Annotated in this window: 13 protein-coding genes and 1 pseudogene; 7 read left to right on the top strand and 7 right to left on the bottom strand. The window is 67.3% G+C overall.

Annotation, left to right across the window (positions count from 1 at the left end; all coding sequences use genetic code 11):
- Positions 1-99: 99 nt before the first annotated feature.
- The gene (gene gcvA, locus HG262_RS16975; protein WP_169272120.1) at positions 100-984 is read left to right on the top strand and encodes a transcriptional regulator GcvA; all 885 of its coding nucleotides are present in this window, start codon (positions 100-102) and stop codon (positions 982-984) included.
- An 11-nt stretch (positions 985-995) separates the two neighbouring features.
- Here gcvA and HG262_RS16980 read toward each other — a convergent pair whose 3' ends face one another.
- On the bottom strand, positions 996-1,433 hold the full coding sequence (locus HG262_RS16980) for an NUDIX hydrolase (protein ID WP_169272121.1): 438 nt from the start codon (positions 1,431-1,433) through the stop codon (positions 996-998).
- Positions 1,434-1,575: 142 nt separating this feature from the next.
- On the opposite strand from HG262_RS16980, the gene HG262_RS16985 reads away from it, so the two are divergent.
- From HG262_RS16985 to HG262_RS17000, 4 genes are all read left to right on the top strand, one after another.
- Positions 1,576-2,451: a LysR family transcriptional regulator gene (locus tag HG262_RS16985; RefSeq protein ID WP_169272122.1), complete on the top strand. Its 876-nt coding sequence runs from the start codon at positions 1,576-1,578 to the stop codon at positions 2,449-2,451.
- Positions 2,452-2,605: 154 nt separating this feature from the next.
- Positions 2,606-3,391: an aldolase gene (locus HG262_RS16990; protein ID WP_169272123.1), complete on the top strand. Its 786-nt coding sequence runs from the start codon at positions 2,606-2,608 to the stop codon at positions 3,389-3,391.
- A 41-nt stretch (positions 3,392-3,432) separates the two neighbouring features.
- Positions 3,433-4,761, top strand: coding sequence for an MFS transporter (locus HG262_RS16995; protein WP_169272124.1), 1,329 nt, complete (start codon positions 3,433-3,435; stop codon positions 4,759-4,761).
- A gap of 7 nt (positions 4,762-4,768) precedes the next feature.
- The gene (locus tag HG262_RS17000) at positions 4,769-5,377 is read left to right on the top strand and encodes a 2-hydroxychromene-2-carboxylate isomerase (RefSeq protein ID WP_169272125.1); all 609 of its coding nucleotides are present in this window, start codon (positions 4,769-4,771) and stop codon (positions 5,375-5,377) included.
- A 72-nt stretch (positions 5,378-5,449) separates the two neighbouring features.
- On the opposite strand, the gene HG262_RS17005 is transcribed toward HG262_RS17000, so the two are convergent.
- The 6 genes from HG262_RS17005 to HG262_RS17030 form a co-directional block, all read right to left on the bottom strand.
- Positions 5,450-7,216, bottom strand: a complete 1,767-nt coding sequence (locus HG262_RS17005; protein ID WP_169272126.1) for an aromatic amino acid ammonia-lyase — start codon at positions 7,214-7,216, stop codon at positions 5,450-5,452.
- Between the two features lie 47 nt (positions 7,217-7,263).
- The gene (locus HG262_RS17010) at positions 7,264-8,409 is read right to left on the bottom strand and encodes an MBL fold metallo-hydrolase (RefSeq protein ID WP_169272127.1); all 1,146 of its coding nucleotides are present in this window, start codon (positions 8,407-8,409) and stop codon (positions 7,264-7,266) included.
- Positions 8,402-9,715, bottom strand: a complete 1,314-nt coding sequence (locus HG262_RS17015) for an MFS transporter (protein WP_248293384.1) — start codon at positions 9,713-9,715, stop codon at positions 8,402-8,404. Before HG262_RS17015 ends, HG262_RS17010 begins: the two co-directional genes overlap by 8 nt.
- Positions 9,716-9,833: 118 nt before the next feature.
- Positions 9,834-11,498, bottom strand: a complete 1,665-nt coding sequence (locus HG262_RS17020) for a urocanate hydratase (RefSeq protein WP_348984399.1) — start codon at positions 11,496-11,498, stop codon at positions 9,834-9,836.
- 10 nt (positions 11,499-11,508) lie between these two features.
- Entirely contained in the window at positions 11,509-12,600 is a 1,092-nt protein-coding gene (locus tag HG262_RS17025) for a DUF917 domain-containing protein (protein WP_169272130.1), read from the bottom strand.
- 218 nt (positions 12,601-12,818) lie between these two features.
- Complete coding sequence (locus HG262_RS17030; RefSeq protein WP_169272131.1) at positions 12,819-13,709, bottom strand: LysR family transcriptional regulator; 891 nt, start codon at positions 13,707-13,709, stop codon at positions 12,819-12,821.
- A gap of 100 nt (positions 13,710-13,809) precedes the next feature.
- Between HG262_RS17030 and HG262_RS17035 the strand changes: the two genes are divergently transcribed.
- Positions 13,810-15,165, top strand: a complete 1,356-nt coding sequence (locus HG262_RS17035; RefSeq protein WP_169272132.1) for an amidohydrolase family protein — start codon at positions 13,810-13,812, stop codon at positions 15,163-15,165.
- Positions 15,166-15,173: 8 nt separating this feature from the next.
- Positions 15,174-15,361 (top strand): annotated as a pseudogene (locus HG262_RS31000) (Zn-dependent hydrolase); the annotation flags it as partial.

A 15,361-nucleotide genomic window follows, 5' to 3' on the forward strand; every position in this document is an offset into this window, starting at 1 on the left:
GCGTTCACGTTAATGTTCCATCATCCAGGGTGCAAACCATGTTTTCTACTGCATTCAAATTAGAAAAACTATCGTGAAAAGCGTCTACAGGCCCTCCTAATGACAGCTCCTCGATTGCCCCCGCTGAATGCGCTGCGCGCCTTTGATGCCGCCGCCCGCCATCAATCGATGAAGGCCGCCGCTGAAGAGCTTTGCGTGACGCCGGGCGCCGTCAGCCAATTGATCAAGGCGCTGGAGCAGCACCTGGGCGTGCCGCTTTTCATACGCGTGAATCGGGGCATCCTGCTCACGGATGCGGGCAAAAACTACTTGCCTCCCATCCGCAATGCGTTCCGGCAGATCCTGGAGGCCTCGGCTCGCGTGGCATCGCCGCCGGCAAGCCGCGTGCTGACCGTCGGCACGACCGCCTTCTTCGCATCGGCCTGGCTGATTCCCCGCCTGAACGCATTTCACGCCCGCCATCCCGATATCGATTTGCAGATCGTCACCGGCAATGCGTTGGCGGATTTCGCCCGTGAAGGCGTGGACATCGCTATCCGGCACGGGTTGGGCCGCTACCCGGGCTTGCAAAGCGAACATCTGTTGACGGTGGAAGTGGTGCCCGTCGCGTCGGCGGAGCTGGTCGCTTCGCGGGGCCTGCCCGTCAATGCGCAAGATCTGCTGCATTGGCCGCGTGTGCATGACGAAACGCGCCAGGGGTGGCAACTGTGGTTCGCGGCGCAAGGCGTCGAGGACGCGGGTATGCCAAGAGGCCCCGCCTTCAACGACGGCGGCTTGCTGCTGAAAGCGGTCGAGGCGGGGCAGGGAGCGGGCCTGTTGCCGGTCGCGATGGTAGAGGCAGAGGTCGCCGCGGGAAGGCTTGTCAGGCTGGCGGACGACGCCTGGCTGGAGGAATTCGGCTATTACCTGGTTTGGCCGGGCCGTCGTGCCTTGAAGGACAAGGCGCGGATATTCCGCGATTGGTTGCGCGCCCGCGGATCGTAGTGACGAGGGCCCTAGACGGCCGCCATCAGCGCCGCCGCCTTGCGCGCCAGCCTGGCCACGCCGAAGCTGGTCGCCAGTTCATGCCCTTCCAGATCCGCCAGCGGTATCCAGCGGGCGTCGCGCGCATCGTCGCCCGCGACCGGTTCGCCCGACTGCCAGCGGCACAACACGGCGATCAGGATGAAGTGGCGGCGCAGGGCGCCGGCTTCGTCGCGGTCGAACACGTCTACGGCGTCGAACACGTGCAGCGGTTCGGCGACCACGCCGGTCTCTTCCCGGAGTTCACGCGCCGTGGCGGCCTCGATGCGTTCGCCTGCGTCGATCTTGCCGCCGGGAAAGGCCCAGCAGTTCTCGTCGGGTGGGTTGGCGCGGCGCACCAGCAGCACGTGGCCGTCGCGGATAACGGCGGCGATGGTGGCGGGAATGGGGCGGGCAATGGGGACGGTCATGCGGATTTCCGGCATAGGGGCAAGCTGCAAGGGTACGCTTTCAGGCCCCTAGCGCAAATCCCCGTGGTGCCGGACGGCATCCTTGGGCACACTGTAGCCGCGCCGAATCGAGCGCGTCAGACCAGAATCAAGGGGCAGCGCCATGGATACGCCGGACCGGCAATTACGTTATTTCGTGCGGATCGCGGAGCTGAAATCCTTATCGCGCGCCGCCGAGGACCTGGACCAGACGCAATCCGGCCTGAGCCGGCAATTGGCCGCGCTGGAAGCGCATGTCGGCAAGCCCCTGTTCACGCGGACGGGCCGCGGCGTGGAACTCACCGAGGCGGGCAGCCGCCTGCTGGAAGGCATCCAGCCCGCCTACCAGGGCATCGACCGCGTCCTTGACGCCGTGCGCCAGCGCGAAGGCGTGACCCATGGCACGGTGCGTCTTGCCACCGTGCACACGCTCAGCTACTACTTCATGGCCGACGTCGTGGCCAGCTTCGTCAGCAGCCACGAACACGTGAACCTGTCCGTGATGGGGCGCAGTTCGCCCGACGTGGTGGCCCTGGTGGAGAGCGGCAAGGCGGACGTGGGCTTTGTCTATGACGCGGCGGTGGCCTCGGACAATCTGACGTCCACCCCGTTGTTCGACGACGAGATGTGCCTGATCGTGCGCCGGGACGTGCCGCTGGCGGACGCGGTGGATCTGGGCGGCATGCCGTTGCGGCTGGTGGGCTTTCCGCCCCATTACGCCTTGCGCAAGATGATCCACAGCGCAGGGCTGCAGCCCGAATTCATGGCCGAGGCCGAGACCATCGACGCCATGCTCAAGCTGGTGTCCTCGGGGGTGGGCGCCTGTATCCTGCCGTCGCGCATTCCCGAAAAGCTGCTGACCGACTACGGCTTGCGCAAGGTCGGTATCCGCAGCCCGGTGCTGCGTCGCCGCGTGGTGGCGATCACGCCGGCCCAGCGCCAGCCCTTGCCGCTGGTGGCCGAGCTGTTGGCGTGCGCGCACCGCATCGCGGCGGCCTGACAGGCGGCCCCGGCACCTCCGGCGGCCCCGCTCCGCCATCCGAATAGCAGCTATGAGCCTGGCTGCATGGCTAGTTTGCGCGGTGGTTTCCATACTGTCCTGACCTTGCACGGCGTCCGTCGACGCCGCAAGCCAAGGACACCAAGGGGAACCCATGAATACCGCATTGCGAGAGAAATCGTATTTCGACACCCGTGCCACGCAGGAAATGGCGCGCCATCTGCAGGCCGTGCCGCGCAGTATCCAGGAAACCATGGCCTACGCCTGCCGCATCCTGGCGATGACGGAGCAGGAAGCCGGCCTGGCCGGGCAGATCAGCGTGCGCTCGGCGCGCCCGGGCGCGTATTGGACCTTGCGCTTCGGCCTGGGATTCGACGAGGCGACGCCCGCCGACTTCATCGAAGTCGACCGTGACCTGCACACCCTGACGGGCGACGGCATGCCCAACCCGGCTACCCGCTTCCATCTGTGGGTCTACGAGGCGCGGCCCGATGTGCAGTCCATCATCCACACGCATTCGCCGTGGGCCTCCGCGCTGGCTGCCGCGCGCCAGCCGCTGGTCATTTCACAGATGGATATGACGCCCCTGCACGACGACTGTGCCTTCCTGGGTGAATGGCCCGGGGTGCCGATCGCGGACCAGGAGGGCGTGATCATTTCCGAAGCGCTGGGCCAGAAGCGCGCCATCATCCTGGCGCACCACGGCTATCTGACGGCGGGCGGCTCCTGCGAGGAAGCGACGTATCTGTCGGTGTATCTGGAGCGCGCGGCGCGCATGCAGATCCGCGCCCAGGCCTTCGGGCCGTTGACGCCGGTGGACGACGCCCTGGCCCGCGAGGCGCACGACTATCTGCTCAAACCGTCCATCGTGAACGCCACGTTCAATTACTGGGCGAGGCAGACGCACGGCATCGCGCCGCTGCCGCAGCCCAAAGGCTGATTCCGCCAAAGATCCGATCAAGACTATTCAAGGGGAGTCACTTGAAGACGACCAAGCCTGCGGCTGCGCGCTCGCGCCGCGATTATGTGACGGCTGGCCTTGCCAGCATGATGGGCACCACGATCGAGTGGTACGACTTTTTCCTGTACGGCACGGCTGCCGCACTGATCTTCAACAAAATCTTCTTTCCCGCCTTCGACCCGCTGACGGGCACGCTGGCGGCGTTTGCCACGTATTCCGTGGGGTTCTTCGCGCGGCCGCTGGGCGGCGTGATTTTCGGCCATTACGGCGATAAGATCGGCCGCAAGTCCATGTTGCTGATCACCTTGCTGCTGATGGGCGTGCCCACCATCCTGATCGGGCTGATCCCCTCGTATGAGCAGATCGGCTATTGGGCCGCCGTGCTGCTGGTGCTGATGCGCTTTCTGCAAGGCATCGCCGTGGGCGGCGAATGGGGCGGCGCGGTGCTGATGGCGGTGGAGCATGCGCCGGAGGGGAAGAAAGGATTCTTCGGAAGCCTGCCGCAAGCCGGCGTGGCGCCTGGCCTGATCCTGTCGTCGTTGGCGATGGGCGCAGTGGCCGCGCTGCCGGAAGCGGACATGCTGGCCTGGGGGTGGCGCCTGCCGTTCCTGGCCAGCGTGGTGCTGCTGCTGGTGGGATGGTTCATCCGGGTCAAGGTGGCCGAGTCGCCCGATTTCGAGCAGATGCGGGAAAAGGGCGCCAAGGTCGAGGTGCCGGTGGCCGAAGTGCTCAAGCACCATCGCCGCGCGTTGCTGGTGGTGGTAGGCGCGCGGTTGGCCGAGGTGACGTGGTTCTACACGGTCGTGACGTTTTCGCTGGCCTACGCCACGGGCACGCTGGGCATTCCGCGGTCGGTCATGCTGGACGCCACCATCTGGGGGGCGGCGCTGGCGCTGTTCACGATGCCGCTGTTCGGCGTGCTGGGTGACAAGATCGGCCACAAGTGGGTGTTCATGGCGGGCACGGTGGGCATCCTGATCTGCGCGCCCGTGTTTTTCAACTTGCTGGGATCCGGCGACAAGGGCTGGATCATCGTGGCGGTTTGCCTGGCGGTGGGGCTGGTATACGCTTGCCTGTACGGGCCCGAAGGCACCTTGTTCTCCAGCCAGTTTCCCGCGAACGTCCGGTACACCGGCATTTCGCTGGCGGTGCAGGTGTCCGGTGCCATCGGCGGCGGGCTGGCGCCCATCGTGGCGACCTGGCTGCTGGCCAAGGGCGGGGGCGATCCGAAGTATGTGGTCTGGTACCTGAGCGCGTTGGGCGTGGTCGCCTTCGTCAGCGCCTGGCGCATGCGGGGCGAGGCCGCCGCGCATCCCGCGCTGCGCGTGCCGTCGGCGGCAAGAACCTGAGGACGCCATGAAGACGATCGACTATTACTTCTGGATGAATTCCGACTGGGCCTACCTGGGCGCCGACCGGCTTGAAGCGCTGGCGGCCCGGCAGCAGGCGGCGATCCGGTACTTGCCGGTGGACCTGCCCGATGTCTATTCGCGCACCGGCGGCGTGTTGCTCGGGCAACGCTCGCCCGAGCGCCAGGCGTACCGCGTGGCGGAGCTGGCGCGCTGGTGCCGCAAGCTGGGTATTCACGTGAACCCGCAACCGGCGCACATGTGCCCCGATGCGGGGCTGGCCTCGCGCATTGTCATCGCGGCGGACCGTGCCGGCACGCCGGTGCTGGCGCTGTACAAGGCGATCCTGAAAGCGGAGTGGGTGGACGATCAGGACATCTCCGATCCCGCCGTCTTGCGCGACGTCCTGGAGCGGCTGGGCCTGCCGGTGGACAGCCTGCTGGCGGCGGCGGAGGACGCCGGCGTCGACGCCGCGTATCGGCGCAACACGGACGATGCGGTCAAGGCCGGCGTCTTCGGGTCGCCGTCCTATGTGTACCGGGGCGAGGTGTTCTGGGGCCAGGACCGGCTGGAGATGCTGGAGGAGGCTATCGCGGCATCCCCGGTGGAGGCTTAGCGGCCTGTCGCGGGTGACGGCCGGCAGGCGGCGGGCGCGGGGCGCTGCCCGTACCGCCGCCAGGCAGGCAGGTCAAGGCGCAGGCCTCTGCCCCTCGGCGCCTTGCGGGTTGAGGGCCAGGAAGCCGGTGGCGCGGACGATGTCCACGTCGTTGCGGCGGTCTTCATCCATGTAGGGCACCTGCTTGCGGAAATCGCGCCACAGCGCGGCGGTCCCGGCGCCCAGTTCAAGGCCGGGCCGTTGCGCGCGCCGCAGGTCCACGGCCTGCGCGGCATGCATCAGTTCCACGGCCAGCAGCATCGTCAGCCGGTCGACCTGGGCGGCAACGCGGCGGCCGGTGGCGGGCGCGTTGGTGCCCACATCTTCGATGTTGCCGGCCTGCGCCTGCACGTCGGTCACGATGGGCGACGACAACGTCCGCACATCGGTCGCCAGCGACGATACCGTTTTCTGGATCGGGCCATAGCCGATCGCGCCGTTGCCGGGGCTGAGGAAGCGGGGCAGCGCGGTGAATGCCGTATCGGTCAGCCGCAGCGTGCGTTGCGCCGACAACTGCGCCGTTTGGGACAAGGCGACACCCAGGCTTTGCAGCGGTAGCACCCAAGCGCTGGGATCGAATCCGGCGGAGGGCAGGACGGCGCCTCGCACCGGCCCGTCCGTGACGTAGTACTGGGCCTCGTAGGCCTGGGCGTCGGCCGCAGGCTGCGCATCCAGTGCCACGGTGGGGTTGTCGTCGGAACTGTTGATCTGGAGCTGGAGCTGGCGCCTCAGCAGCCCCAGCATGTCGCGCGCCGCGCCGTGAGCCTGGCTGACGGTGCGAAAGCTCAAGGGGTCCTGCAGCGCGCGTTTGGGGGAGGGTTGCCACAGGCTGCTACCGCGAAGCATGACCAGCATGTGCGCCGCAGTGTGGCGCTGCCCGTCGTACGGCCGTTGCGCCTGGGTCGCTGCCAGCAAGGGCGCCAGATTCCCGTCCAGGCCTTCAAGCGACAAGGCGGCCACCGCGTCGGCCTGGTCCAGCAGGCGCGCCGCGTCCAGCGCCGCCAGCGAGGCGACGGCGGCGCCGTAGGCGTTTGAGCTGACGATGGCCAAGGCGTCCTTGCCGAACGGGCGCACGGGTTTCAAGCCGGCCCGTTCCAGCGCCTCCGCGGAAGGCATGCGGCGGCCGCCGTAATAGGATTCTCCTTCACCCATCATCGCCAGGCCGATCTGCGCCAGGATAGTGATGTCGGCTTGCCCGACCGAACCTTCGCCGAGCATCACGGGCGTAATGCCGCGGTTCAGGAATGCGGCGTACTGGCGCAGCACTTCCACCTGCAAACCGGACCCGCCGTACAGCGCTGAATTCAGCCGGATCAGCATGGCCGCCCGGGTCACGTCCTGCGGGGTTTCGGCGCCATAGGCGGCGCTATGCGAACGCAGCAGGTTCCGGTTGAACTGTTCCGACACCTTGCGCACCTCGGGCGAGATGTCGCCGCCTTTGAAGAGCGTCTGGTCCTTGTTCAGGCCGACGCCGCGGTTCAGGCCGTACACGGGGCGGTCCAGCCTGGCGTAGGCAAGCAGCAGCTCGAAGGAGCGCTGGGCGCGTGCGGCAGCGTCATCGGCCAGCACCACCTGGCAGCCTTGCCGGGCGACCGTGCCGACCTGTTCCAGGGTTAACGAGCGGCCGTCCAGGGTGACCGGGGTGCAGGCGGCGGATGCGCCGGCCGGATACCCTAGCGCCAGCAGCAGGGGCGCCATGATGCCGGTCCGCCGCAGGGCGGGGAGGTGTCCGCGCAGGCGCGCGAGAAGAGGTTTGCGATGCGGACGGGCAAGCGCGTGCGGCGCAGGATGCATGGGCATTGCGGCTCCTGAAGGGGCGAGGGCGGGAAAGGGGAAAGCGGGCTGGCCTAGCGCGGCACGGGCAAGCCCAGCGGCAGGCGCATCAGGTCCTGGCCCAGCACGACCGGCCCGTTGAACGTCTGGCGCGCCTTGAGCCAGTGTTCGGCCGGCGCGTCACCGGGCACCAGGTGCGACAGCACCAGGGTCTTCACGCCCGCGCGGGTGGCCACGTCGCCGACTTCGCGCGGCGTGGTGTGTGCCTCCAGCAATTGCCTGGCCAGCGCTTGCTGCCGGGCGTCCCAGGGCTTGGCGCCGACGATGTGATCGACCCAGTCAGGGTCGATCGCTTCGTGCACCAGGATGTCGGCGCCGCGCGCCAGCTTGACCAGGTTGTCGCTGGCCGCCGTGTCGCCCGAAAATACGACCGAACCGGCCGCCGTGTCGAAGCGATAGGCGAAGTTGGGATACACCAGCCCGTGCGGCACGAGGATGGCACTGACCTTCACGCGCGCGTCCTGCCATACCGTGAACGGCTCCATGGGCGGCGCGGGATCGGTGTTCGGATCCTTGACGACGCCGGCCGGCACGATGATGTCGTGCGCCTGGAAGAACTGCCGGATGTCCGGAACGCCTTCGCTGCGCACGCGGATATTCAGGTCCGCCGCCATGCCCGCGACGATCGACGCCACCAGGTCTTGCGTGCCGGGCGACGGGTTCTCGGCGTGGATGACGACATCGTCCTTCATGCCCGGCGCCAGCGGGGGCAGGGCGCCGCGAGGGCCTGGCCCGAAGACTTGCAGGGAGGCCTTGGCACGGCGCCGGGCGCTGGGGTCGTAGGCCAGCAGGTTGGCCAGGTCGATGATGTGATCGGTATGCAGGTGCGTGAGAAACACCGCTTGCTCCGCGCCGGGCTTGATGCCTGCGCGGCGCAGCTGGCGGTAGGCGCCGGACCCCACGTCGACGATATACGCCCGCCCGTCGACCACCAGCGCCGACGAAATCCCGTGCGGGGAATTCTCACCGTACCAGGTGGGGCCGCCCGCCACGCCCAGCAGCACCAGTTCGGCGGCGGGCGGCGGTTCGGCGGCGGCCGTCGCCCGGGGCGCCACCGGCCCAAAGCCCGCTACCGCCAGCGCGACCGCAGCCGCGCCCAGCCGGCCCCGATGCGGCCAAAGGCTCCAGCGGCCGTCCTGTGCCTTGCGCGGCTTATCCATGACGACCCTGCGGCAAGACGGTCAAGGCCACCAGCGCGACCACGCAAGCGCCCATCACGTACAGCGCGGGGGCGAAGGCCACGCCGGTGGTGTAGGTGATCCAGGTAAGGATAGCGGGCGCGAATCCGCCCAGTATCGTCACTGCTGTGTTGTACGACAGGGACATGCCCGAGGACCGCACCGCCGTGGGGAAGACCTCGGACAGCGCCGCCGGCGCCACGCCCACATACATGGCCACCATCAGGCAGAACAGCGACTGCACCACGATCAGCGTGGTCTGCGTGTGTGACACCTTCAGCCACATCATCAGCGGGTACACGGCGATCAGCAGCAGCAGCGCGGCGGCGCGCAGCATGGTGCGGCGGCCGTAGCGGTCGGACAGCGTGCCCGAGAACACGCAGCCGCCGATCAGGAACAGGTTGCCCACCAAGGCCGCCACGAAGGCCTGCGAGCTGGAAAAACCCAGGGATTTCTGCACGTAGATCGGCATGAAGATGATCAGCGCGTACGGGCCCACCGCCCACAGCACCGACATGCACAAGCCGGTCAGCAGTTCCTTCGGGTAGTCACGCACCACGGCAAGCAGCGGCGTCTTCACGCGGTCGTTCTGGCGTGCCTGGCGCGCCTGCTCTTCGCGGAAGTGCGGCGTTTCGTCCAGCGCGCGGCGCATCCACAGGCCGACCGGGGCGATCGCCAGGCCGATGATGAACGGAATGCGCCAGCCCCATTCGCCGACTTGCTGCTCGGTCAGGAAGGTGGTGACCAGCGTGGCCACCAGCGCGCCCAGCAGATTGGATATGCCCATGCTGGCCTGCAGCCACGACGCGTACTGGCCGCGCTTGCCCTCGGGGGCGTGCTCGACCAGGAAGGCGGTGGCGCCGCCGACTTCGCCGCCGGCCGAGAAGCCTTGCAGCACGCGGCCGCAGACGATCAAGAGCGGGGCGCCCACGCCGATGGCGGCGTAGGGCGGGGCGGCGGCGATCAGCAGCGTGCCCACGGCCATCAACATGATGGTCAGCGTCAATGCGGCCTTGCGGCCCGCGCGGTCGCCATAGGAGCCCAGCACCAGCGCGCCCAGCGGTCGCACCACGAAGCCCAGCCCGAAGGCCAGGAACGACGCCATCAACTGCACCGTCGGGTCTTCGTTGTGGAAGAAGTTCTGCCCGATGTACACGGCAAAGAGCGCATAGACCGTGAAGTCGTACCACTCCAGCGCATTGCCTGCCGATGCCGCGATGACGGCTTTGCGGCCGCTGCGCTCTTGCGCGCGGGCCTGGGAAGCGGGGTGGCCCGGCAAGGCCCCCATTCCCGGATTGATGATGACGTCTTTCATTGCATTCCCCATTGAGATCGTTTGCGCTTGGTCTGCGCTATCTATTACCGCTGTCCGACTTTCCATTGGCTGAACCGCTTCGCCCGCGGCGTCATCGGCCGTCGGCGCGGCCGGCGGCGGTGTCGATGCGGGCGATGCCTTTTTCCCGCACCTCGTCCAGCGCTTCCTCGTAGCCGGCGTCCGCATAGCGCAGCACGCCGCTGGCGGTGTCGTTGGTCATGGACAGGCGCAGGCGCTGCTCGGCCGCATCGGTGCCGTCCGCCACCACGGTCACGCCCGCGCTCGTCATGTAGCCGCTGTACCCGCCGCCGCCCGAGTGGATCGCGACCAGGTCCGCGCTGGACGAGCAATTGATCATCGCGTTCAGCAGCGGCCAGTCGGCGATGGCGTCCGAACCGTCGCGCATGTTCTCGGTCATGATGTTTGGATGCGCCATCGCGCCGGCGTCCAGGTGGTCGCGCGTGAAGGCGACCGGCGCGCTGAGGACGCCCGCGCGCACCATGCGGTTGACCTCAAGCGCCAATTCGGTGCGTTCGCCGTGGCCCAGCCAGGCGATGCGCGCGGGCAGCCCTTCGAACGGCACTTCCTTGCGCGCCAGCCGGATCCAGTTGGACACGATGGCGTTATCGGCAAAGCGCGTCAGCAGGAAGTCGTCGATCTTGCGGATGTCGTCGGGGTCGTTGGACAGCGCGATCCAGCGAAACGGCCCGATGGCGCGCGCGAACAAGGGCCGCAGGAACGCTTCGGTAAAGACCGGGATCTCGAACGCGCGTTTCACGCCGCCCTGCTTCGCGTGGGTGCGGATCAGGTTGCCGTTGTCGAAAACCACGGCCCCCTGGTCCTTGAAACCCAGCATGGCGGTGACGTGGCGCACGATCGACGCGCGGCTGGCGTCCATCAGGCCGGGGATGTCGGTGCGGCGCATTTCCGCCACCTGTTCAAGCGTATGGCCGGCGGGAATATAGCCGTAGACCAGGTCGTGCGCCGACGTCTGGTCGGTGACGATGTCGGGCACGATGCCGCGCGCCAGGATTTCCGGATAGAGATCGGCGGCATTGCCCAGCAGGCCCACCGACAGGGGTTCCCGGCGGTCCTGGGCTTGCCGGATCAGGGCCAGGGCTTCGTCCAGCGACTCGGCGCGGCGTTCCAGGTAGCCGGCCTTGATCCGCTTGTCGATGCGTTCGGGGTTGATTTCAACCGTCAGGATGGCCGCGCCCGCCATGCGGCCGGCCAGTGGCTGCGCGCCGCCCATGCCGCCCATGCCCGCCGTCAGGATGAACCGGCCGCGCAGATCGCGGTCGAAGTGGCGTTCGGCAATGCGCGAGAAGATTTCGTAGGTGCCCTGGATCACGCCCTGCGAGCCGATGTACTGCCAGTCGCCCGCCGTCAGTCCGCCCCAGCAGATCAGGTTGTCGCGTTCCAGCTGGTAGAAATTCTCGGCGCGGGCCCACTGGCCGACCATGTTGCAGTTGGCCATGATGACGATGGGCGCCATCGGATGCGTGCGCAGCACGCCGATCGGCTTGCCGGACTGCACGATCAGCGTCTGATCCTCTTCCAGTTCCATCAGCGCGCGGACGATCGCGTCGTGCGACGGCCAATCGCGCGCGGCGCGGCCCAGCGCCGCGTAGACCACCAGGTTGTCGGGGTCTTCGCCCACGGCCAGCACGTTTTCCAGCAAGCGCAGCAGCGCTTCCTGGCGCCAGCCTTTGCAGCGCAGCATCTTGCCGCCAGGGAGGTTGAATTCTCGTTTCACGCCCATGTCCTCAGGAAGCCAACGCGTAGTCGGTGAAGGTCATGCCCAGCGCCTTCTCCACGATCGGGTAGACGGACGGGTCCGTCACGCTGGAAGACAGCGGGATGTGCTGCTTGCGGACATGCAGGATGCTGACTTGCAGGCCGTCTCGTAGCGCGCCGGCGCTGACGGGGTTGCCGTCGGCGTCCAGCGTGGTGATCACGTCGGGATAGCAGGCGATGCGTTCGCCGTGCGCATCGGTTACCGCCATGTGTTCGTTCATGACGTGGATCACGCGCTTGCCCGCGCCGTCGCCGATTTCGACCGTACCGATATCGAAGGCTTCTTCCGTGTATTTGAGCGTGTTGCGCACGACCTTGCCGGCGCCGATGATCTCGCCTTGGGTGGCCTTGCAGATCGCGTCGATCACCGCGCTGCCGCCGCGCGGTTGCGCGGCCAGGATGGCCTCGCCCAGCGCCAGCGCGCGGCTGATGCCGCCCAGCGCCGCGTGGCGGCGCACATACGAGGCGCGTATCGGGTTGCGGCAGCTGGCGATGAAACCGCCTGCCATGTCGGCCGCCTTGCGCAGCACGGGCGATACCCGGCCGGTGGCGCCGTGGATGGTCAGTTCCATATAGGCGTTGTTGGCGCGGTTGCCGCCGACGGCGCACTGGATCATCGGTTCGGGGCTGCCGGCCAGGCCCAGCGACCCCATGTCGCCGGTGGGATGGGCGCGGATATCGCCCACGGCGTCCACGACCTTGGTGCCCAGCACCGCGGAGGGCAGCCAGCCGTTCAGCGTGCTGGACATACCGTTCTGGCCGATGATCAGGCCATAGACCCGTTCGCCCAGGGCCTCCTGCAGGCGCTCCGCCGCGCGGACGTAGTCGATGCCGAGCATCTGCCAGTCGGTCAGCCCGCCCGGCGCGCCGATGGCGGCCGCGGTGGCGATCCAGGCGTCGTCGGGCACTTCGTCCATCGACACCAGTTCGGGCCGGCCGATAGTGACCGCCAGCGACCCCAGTTCGCGCCCGTGTTCGGCCCAGCCGCCGCCGCCACAGGCGAACACCGAACCGCCCCGCACGGCTGCTTCGACATCGCGCATTGTCAAGATCCTACCCATGATGGCCTTCTCCCCGATTGCCGTTTCAATAGCTCCCCGCAAGCTTTTGCGGGACAGACGGGGGCATCATAGGAATCAATTTTGATAATGTCGTATTACCTTTTATGCCTGCTGCATAACATCGTGTTAATGATTGCCGGTGGCTCATAGGGCAACGCGCGGGCATGGAATGGCGCCCTTAGGGATATCCCCAGGGCGTTGCCGCGACCGCAAGCGCCTCAGACGCGCTGGTCCATCACGTGGAGCACGTCGATGAACGCCTGCGCCAGCCGCGACAGCGGCTGAAGCTGAAGGTGGAACACATTGACGGGCGCGTTGACGGTCCCGACGATGGGCACGGTGACCACGTCCGACCAGATCGGCCCGGCCACGGTGATCTCGTCCACCAGCGCCACGCCGGCGCCTGCCTGCACCAGCGCACACGCCACATGGGCCTGCTGCACTTCAATGCGCGGTTCAGGCTGCGCGTCGCTGCCGCCGAACAGCTTATTGATCAGCATGCCGAACGGGATGTCGGCGCTGTAGCCGATCAACGGTTCATCCGCCAGGTCCTTCACCGTCACCTGCTTGCGTCCCGCCAGCGGGTGGCCTTTGGGCAGCACCGCCACGATGCTGTTTTCATAGAGGGGCTGCCAGGCCAGGCTGGGATGGTCCACCGGCATGTACGCCACGCCCAGCTCCACCTGCTGCGTCAACAGCGATTGCAGCATCACCGACGGGATCAGCGTCTGCAGCACGATGCGCACTTCAGGGAACTGCCGGCGGAACTGCGCGATGGCGCGGGGCAAGAGGGATTGGCCCAGGCTGGGGCTGCATGACAGGCGCAACTGGCCTTCGCGGTTTTCGGCCAGGTTGTCCGCCACCTCGTTGACGCGCTGTACGTTCTGGTACAGCGCCGTCACCTCGACGAACAGGCGGCGGGCTTCCGGGGTGGGGTACAGCCGGCCCTTGATGCGCTGGAACAGCATCAGCCCCAGGCGCTGTTCGGTATAGGCAATCAGCCGGCTGACCGCGGGTTGGGAGACGAACAGCAGCTTGGACGCGCCGCTGATGGAACCGCTGAGCATGATGGCCCGGAAGACCTCGATCTGCCGCAGATTGAGTTTCATATGCTTAACCTGATGTTAATTCCTACGCACATATAAGCATAAGACGTTTTGCCTGGGCCGTTACTACACTTCCAGCACTCAACACAGGATGGAAGCGGTCATGAGCGAATTCGATTTGGTGGTGCGCGGCAATATCGTGGACCCGGACGGGGTGGCGATGGACGGTTGGCTGGCGGTGCGGGATGGCCGCATCGCGCAGCGCGGCACGGGCGCGGCGCCCGCTGGCCGCGACAGCGTCGACGCGCGCGGCATGTGGATCATGCCCGGCGTGGTGGATGGCCAGGTGCATTCGGGCAGCCAGTTGAACCAGGAAGGCCTGGGCTGGGCGTCGCGCGCGGCCGCGGCCGGCGGCGTGACCGTCATGGTCGACATGCCTTATGACGACCCGGAACCGGTCGCCTCGCGCCCGCAACTGGACGCCAAGATCGCGGAAGTCGAACGCGATTGCCATGTGGATGTGGCGCTGTTCGGCACGCTGAACCCGCAGCACGGGCTGCAGGCCGCGGCCGGCCTGATTGAAGGCGGCGTCTGCGCCTTCAAGTTTTCGACCTTCGAGGCCACGCCGGGCCGCTTTCCCCGCATCGAGGAAGACGACCTGTACGACGCCTTCCGCCTGATCGCGCCGTCGGGCCTGGCCTGCGGCGTGCACAACCAGATGCAGGAGATGACGCGCAAGAACATCGCCCGCCTAGTCGACGCCGGCGATACGGGCTGGGACGCGTTCATGCGGGCCCATACGCCGCTGATTGAAAACCTGGCCACCGCGCTGATCTACGAGATCGGCGCCGAAACCGGTGCGCGCGCGCATGCGGTGCACGTGTCGACCTCGCGCGGCTTCAAGATTTGCAACATGTACCGGCAGAACGGCCATCGCGCCAGCATCGAGACCTGCGTGCAGTACCTGATGCTGAACCACGAAGAGCACACTCGCCGTTTCGGCGCCAAGACCAAGCACTATCCGCCGATCCGGCCCAAGGCCGAAGTGGACCTGTTGTGGACGCACATCGCCAACGACGACTGCACGTTCGTGTCGTCGGACCACGTCAGCTGGGGCCTGGAACGCAAACAGAACCCGAACGTCTTCAAGAATTCGTCAGGCGGCCCCGGCCTGGAGACGCTGCTGCCGGCGTTCTGGACCGGCTGTGAAGAGCACGGCATTTCGCCGTCGATGGTGGTGCGGCAGCTCAGCCGCAATCCGGCCCGGCACTTCCTGCTGGATGATCGCAAGGGCACGCTTGAGGTCGGCAAGGACGCGGACATCGTGATCTTGAAACCCGAGCGCTACGCCTTCGACCCGGCGGGCAGCCTGTCGGCGGTGCAATGGAGTTCGTTCGAAGGGCGCGAATTCACCGTGCGCGTGGCGGGCACCTGGTGCCGCGGCCAGCAGGTCTACGACGGCCAGCGCATCGTCAACCAGAAGGGCGACGGCCGCTTCCTGCGTCCGCGCCAGGCATGAGGACGATGATGAACCCCGCTGGATCGTCCCCCTTGCCTTTTCCCCCGCTTAACGCCGACCGCCTGTGGGCCCGCGTTGACGCCCTGTCGCGATTCACCCTGCCCGACGTCCCCTGGACGCGGCGCGCCTTTTCGCCGCTGTTCGACGAGGCCCGCGCCTGGCTGCGCGGCGAGTTCGAAGCTGCGGGCCTCGCCAC

Origin of the sequence: Achromobacter sp. Bel, assembly GCF_012928505.1 — a bacterium.
Lineage (GTDB): Bacteria > Pseudomonadota > Gammaproteobacteria > Burkholderiales > Burkholderiaceae_B > Achromobacter.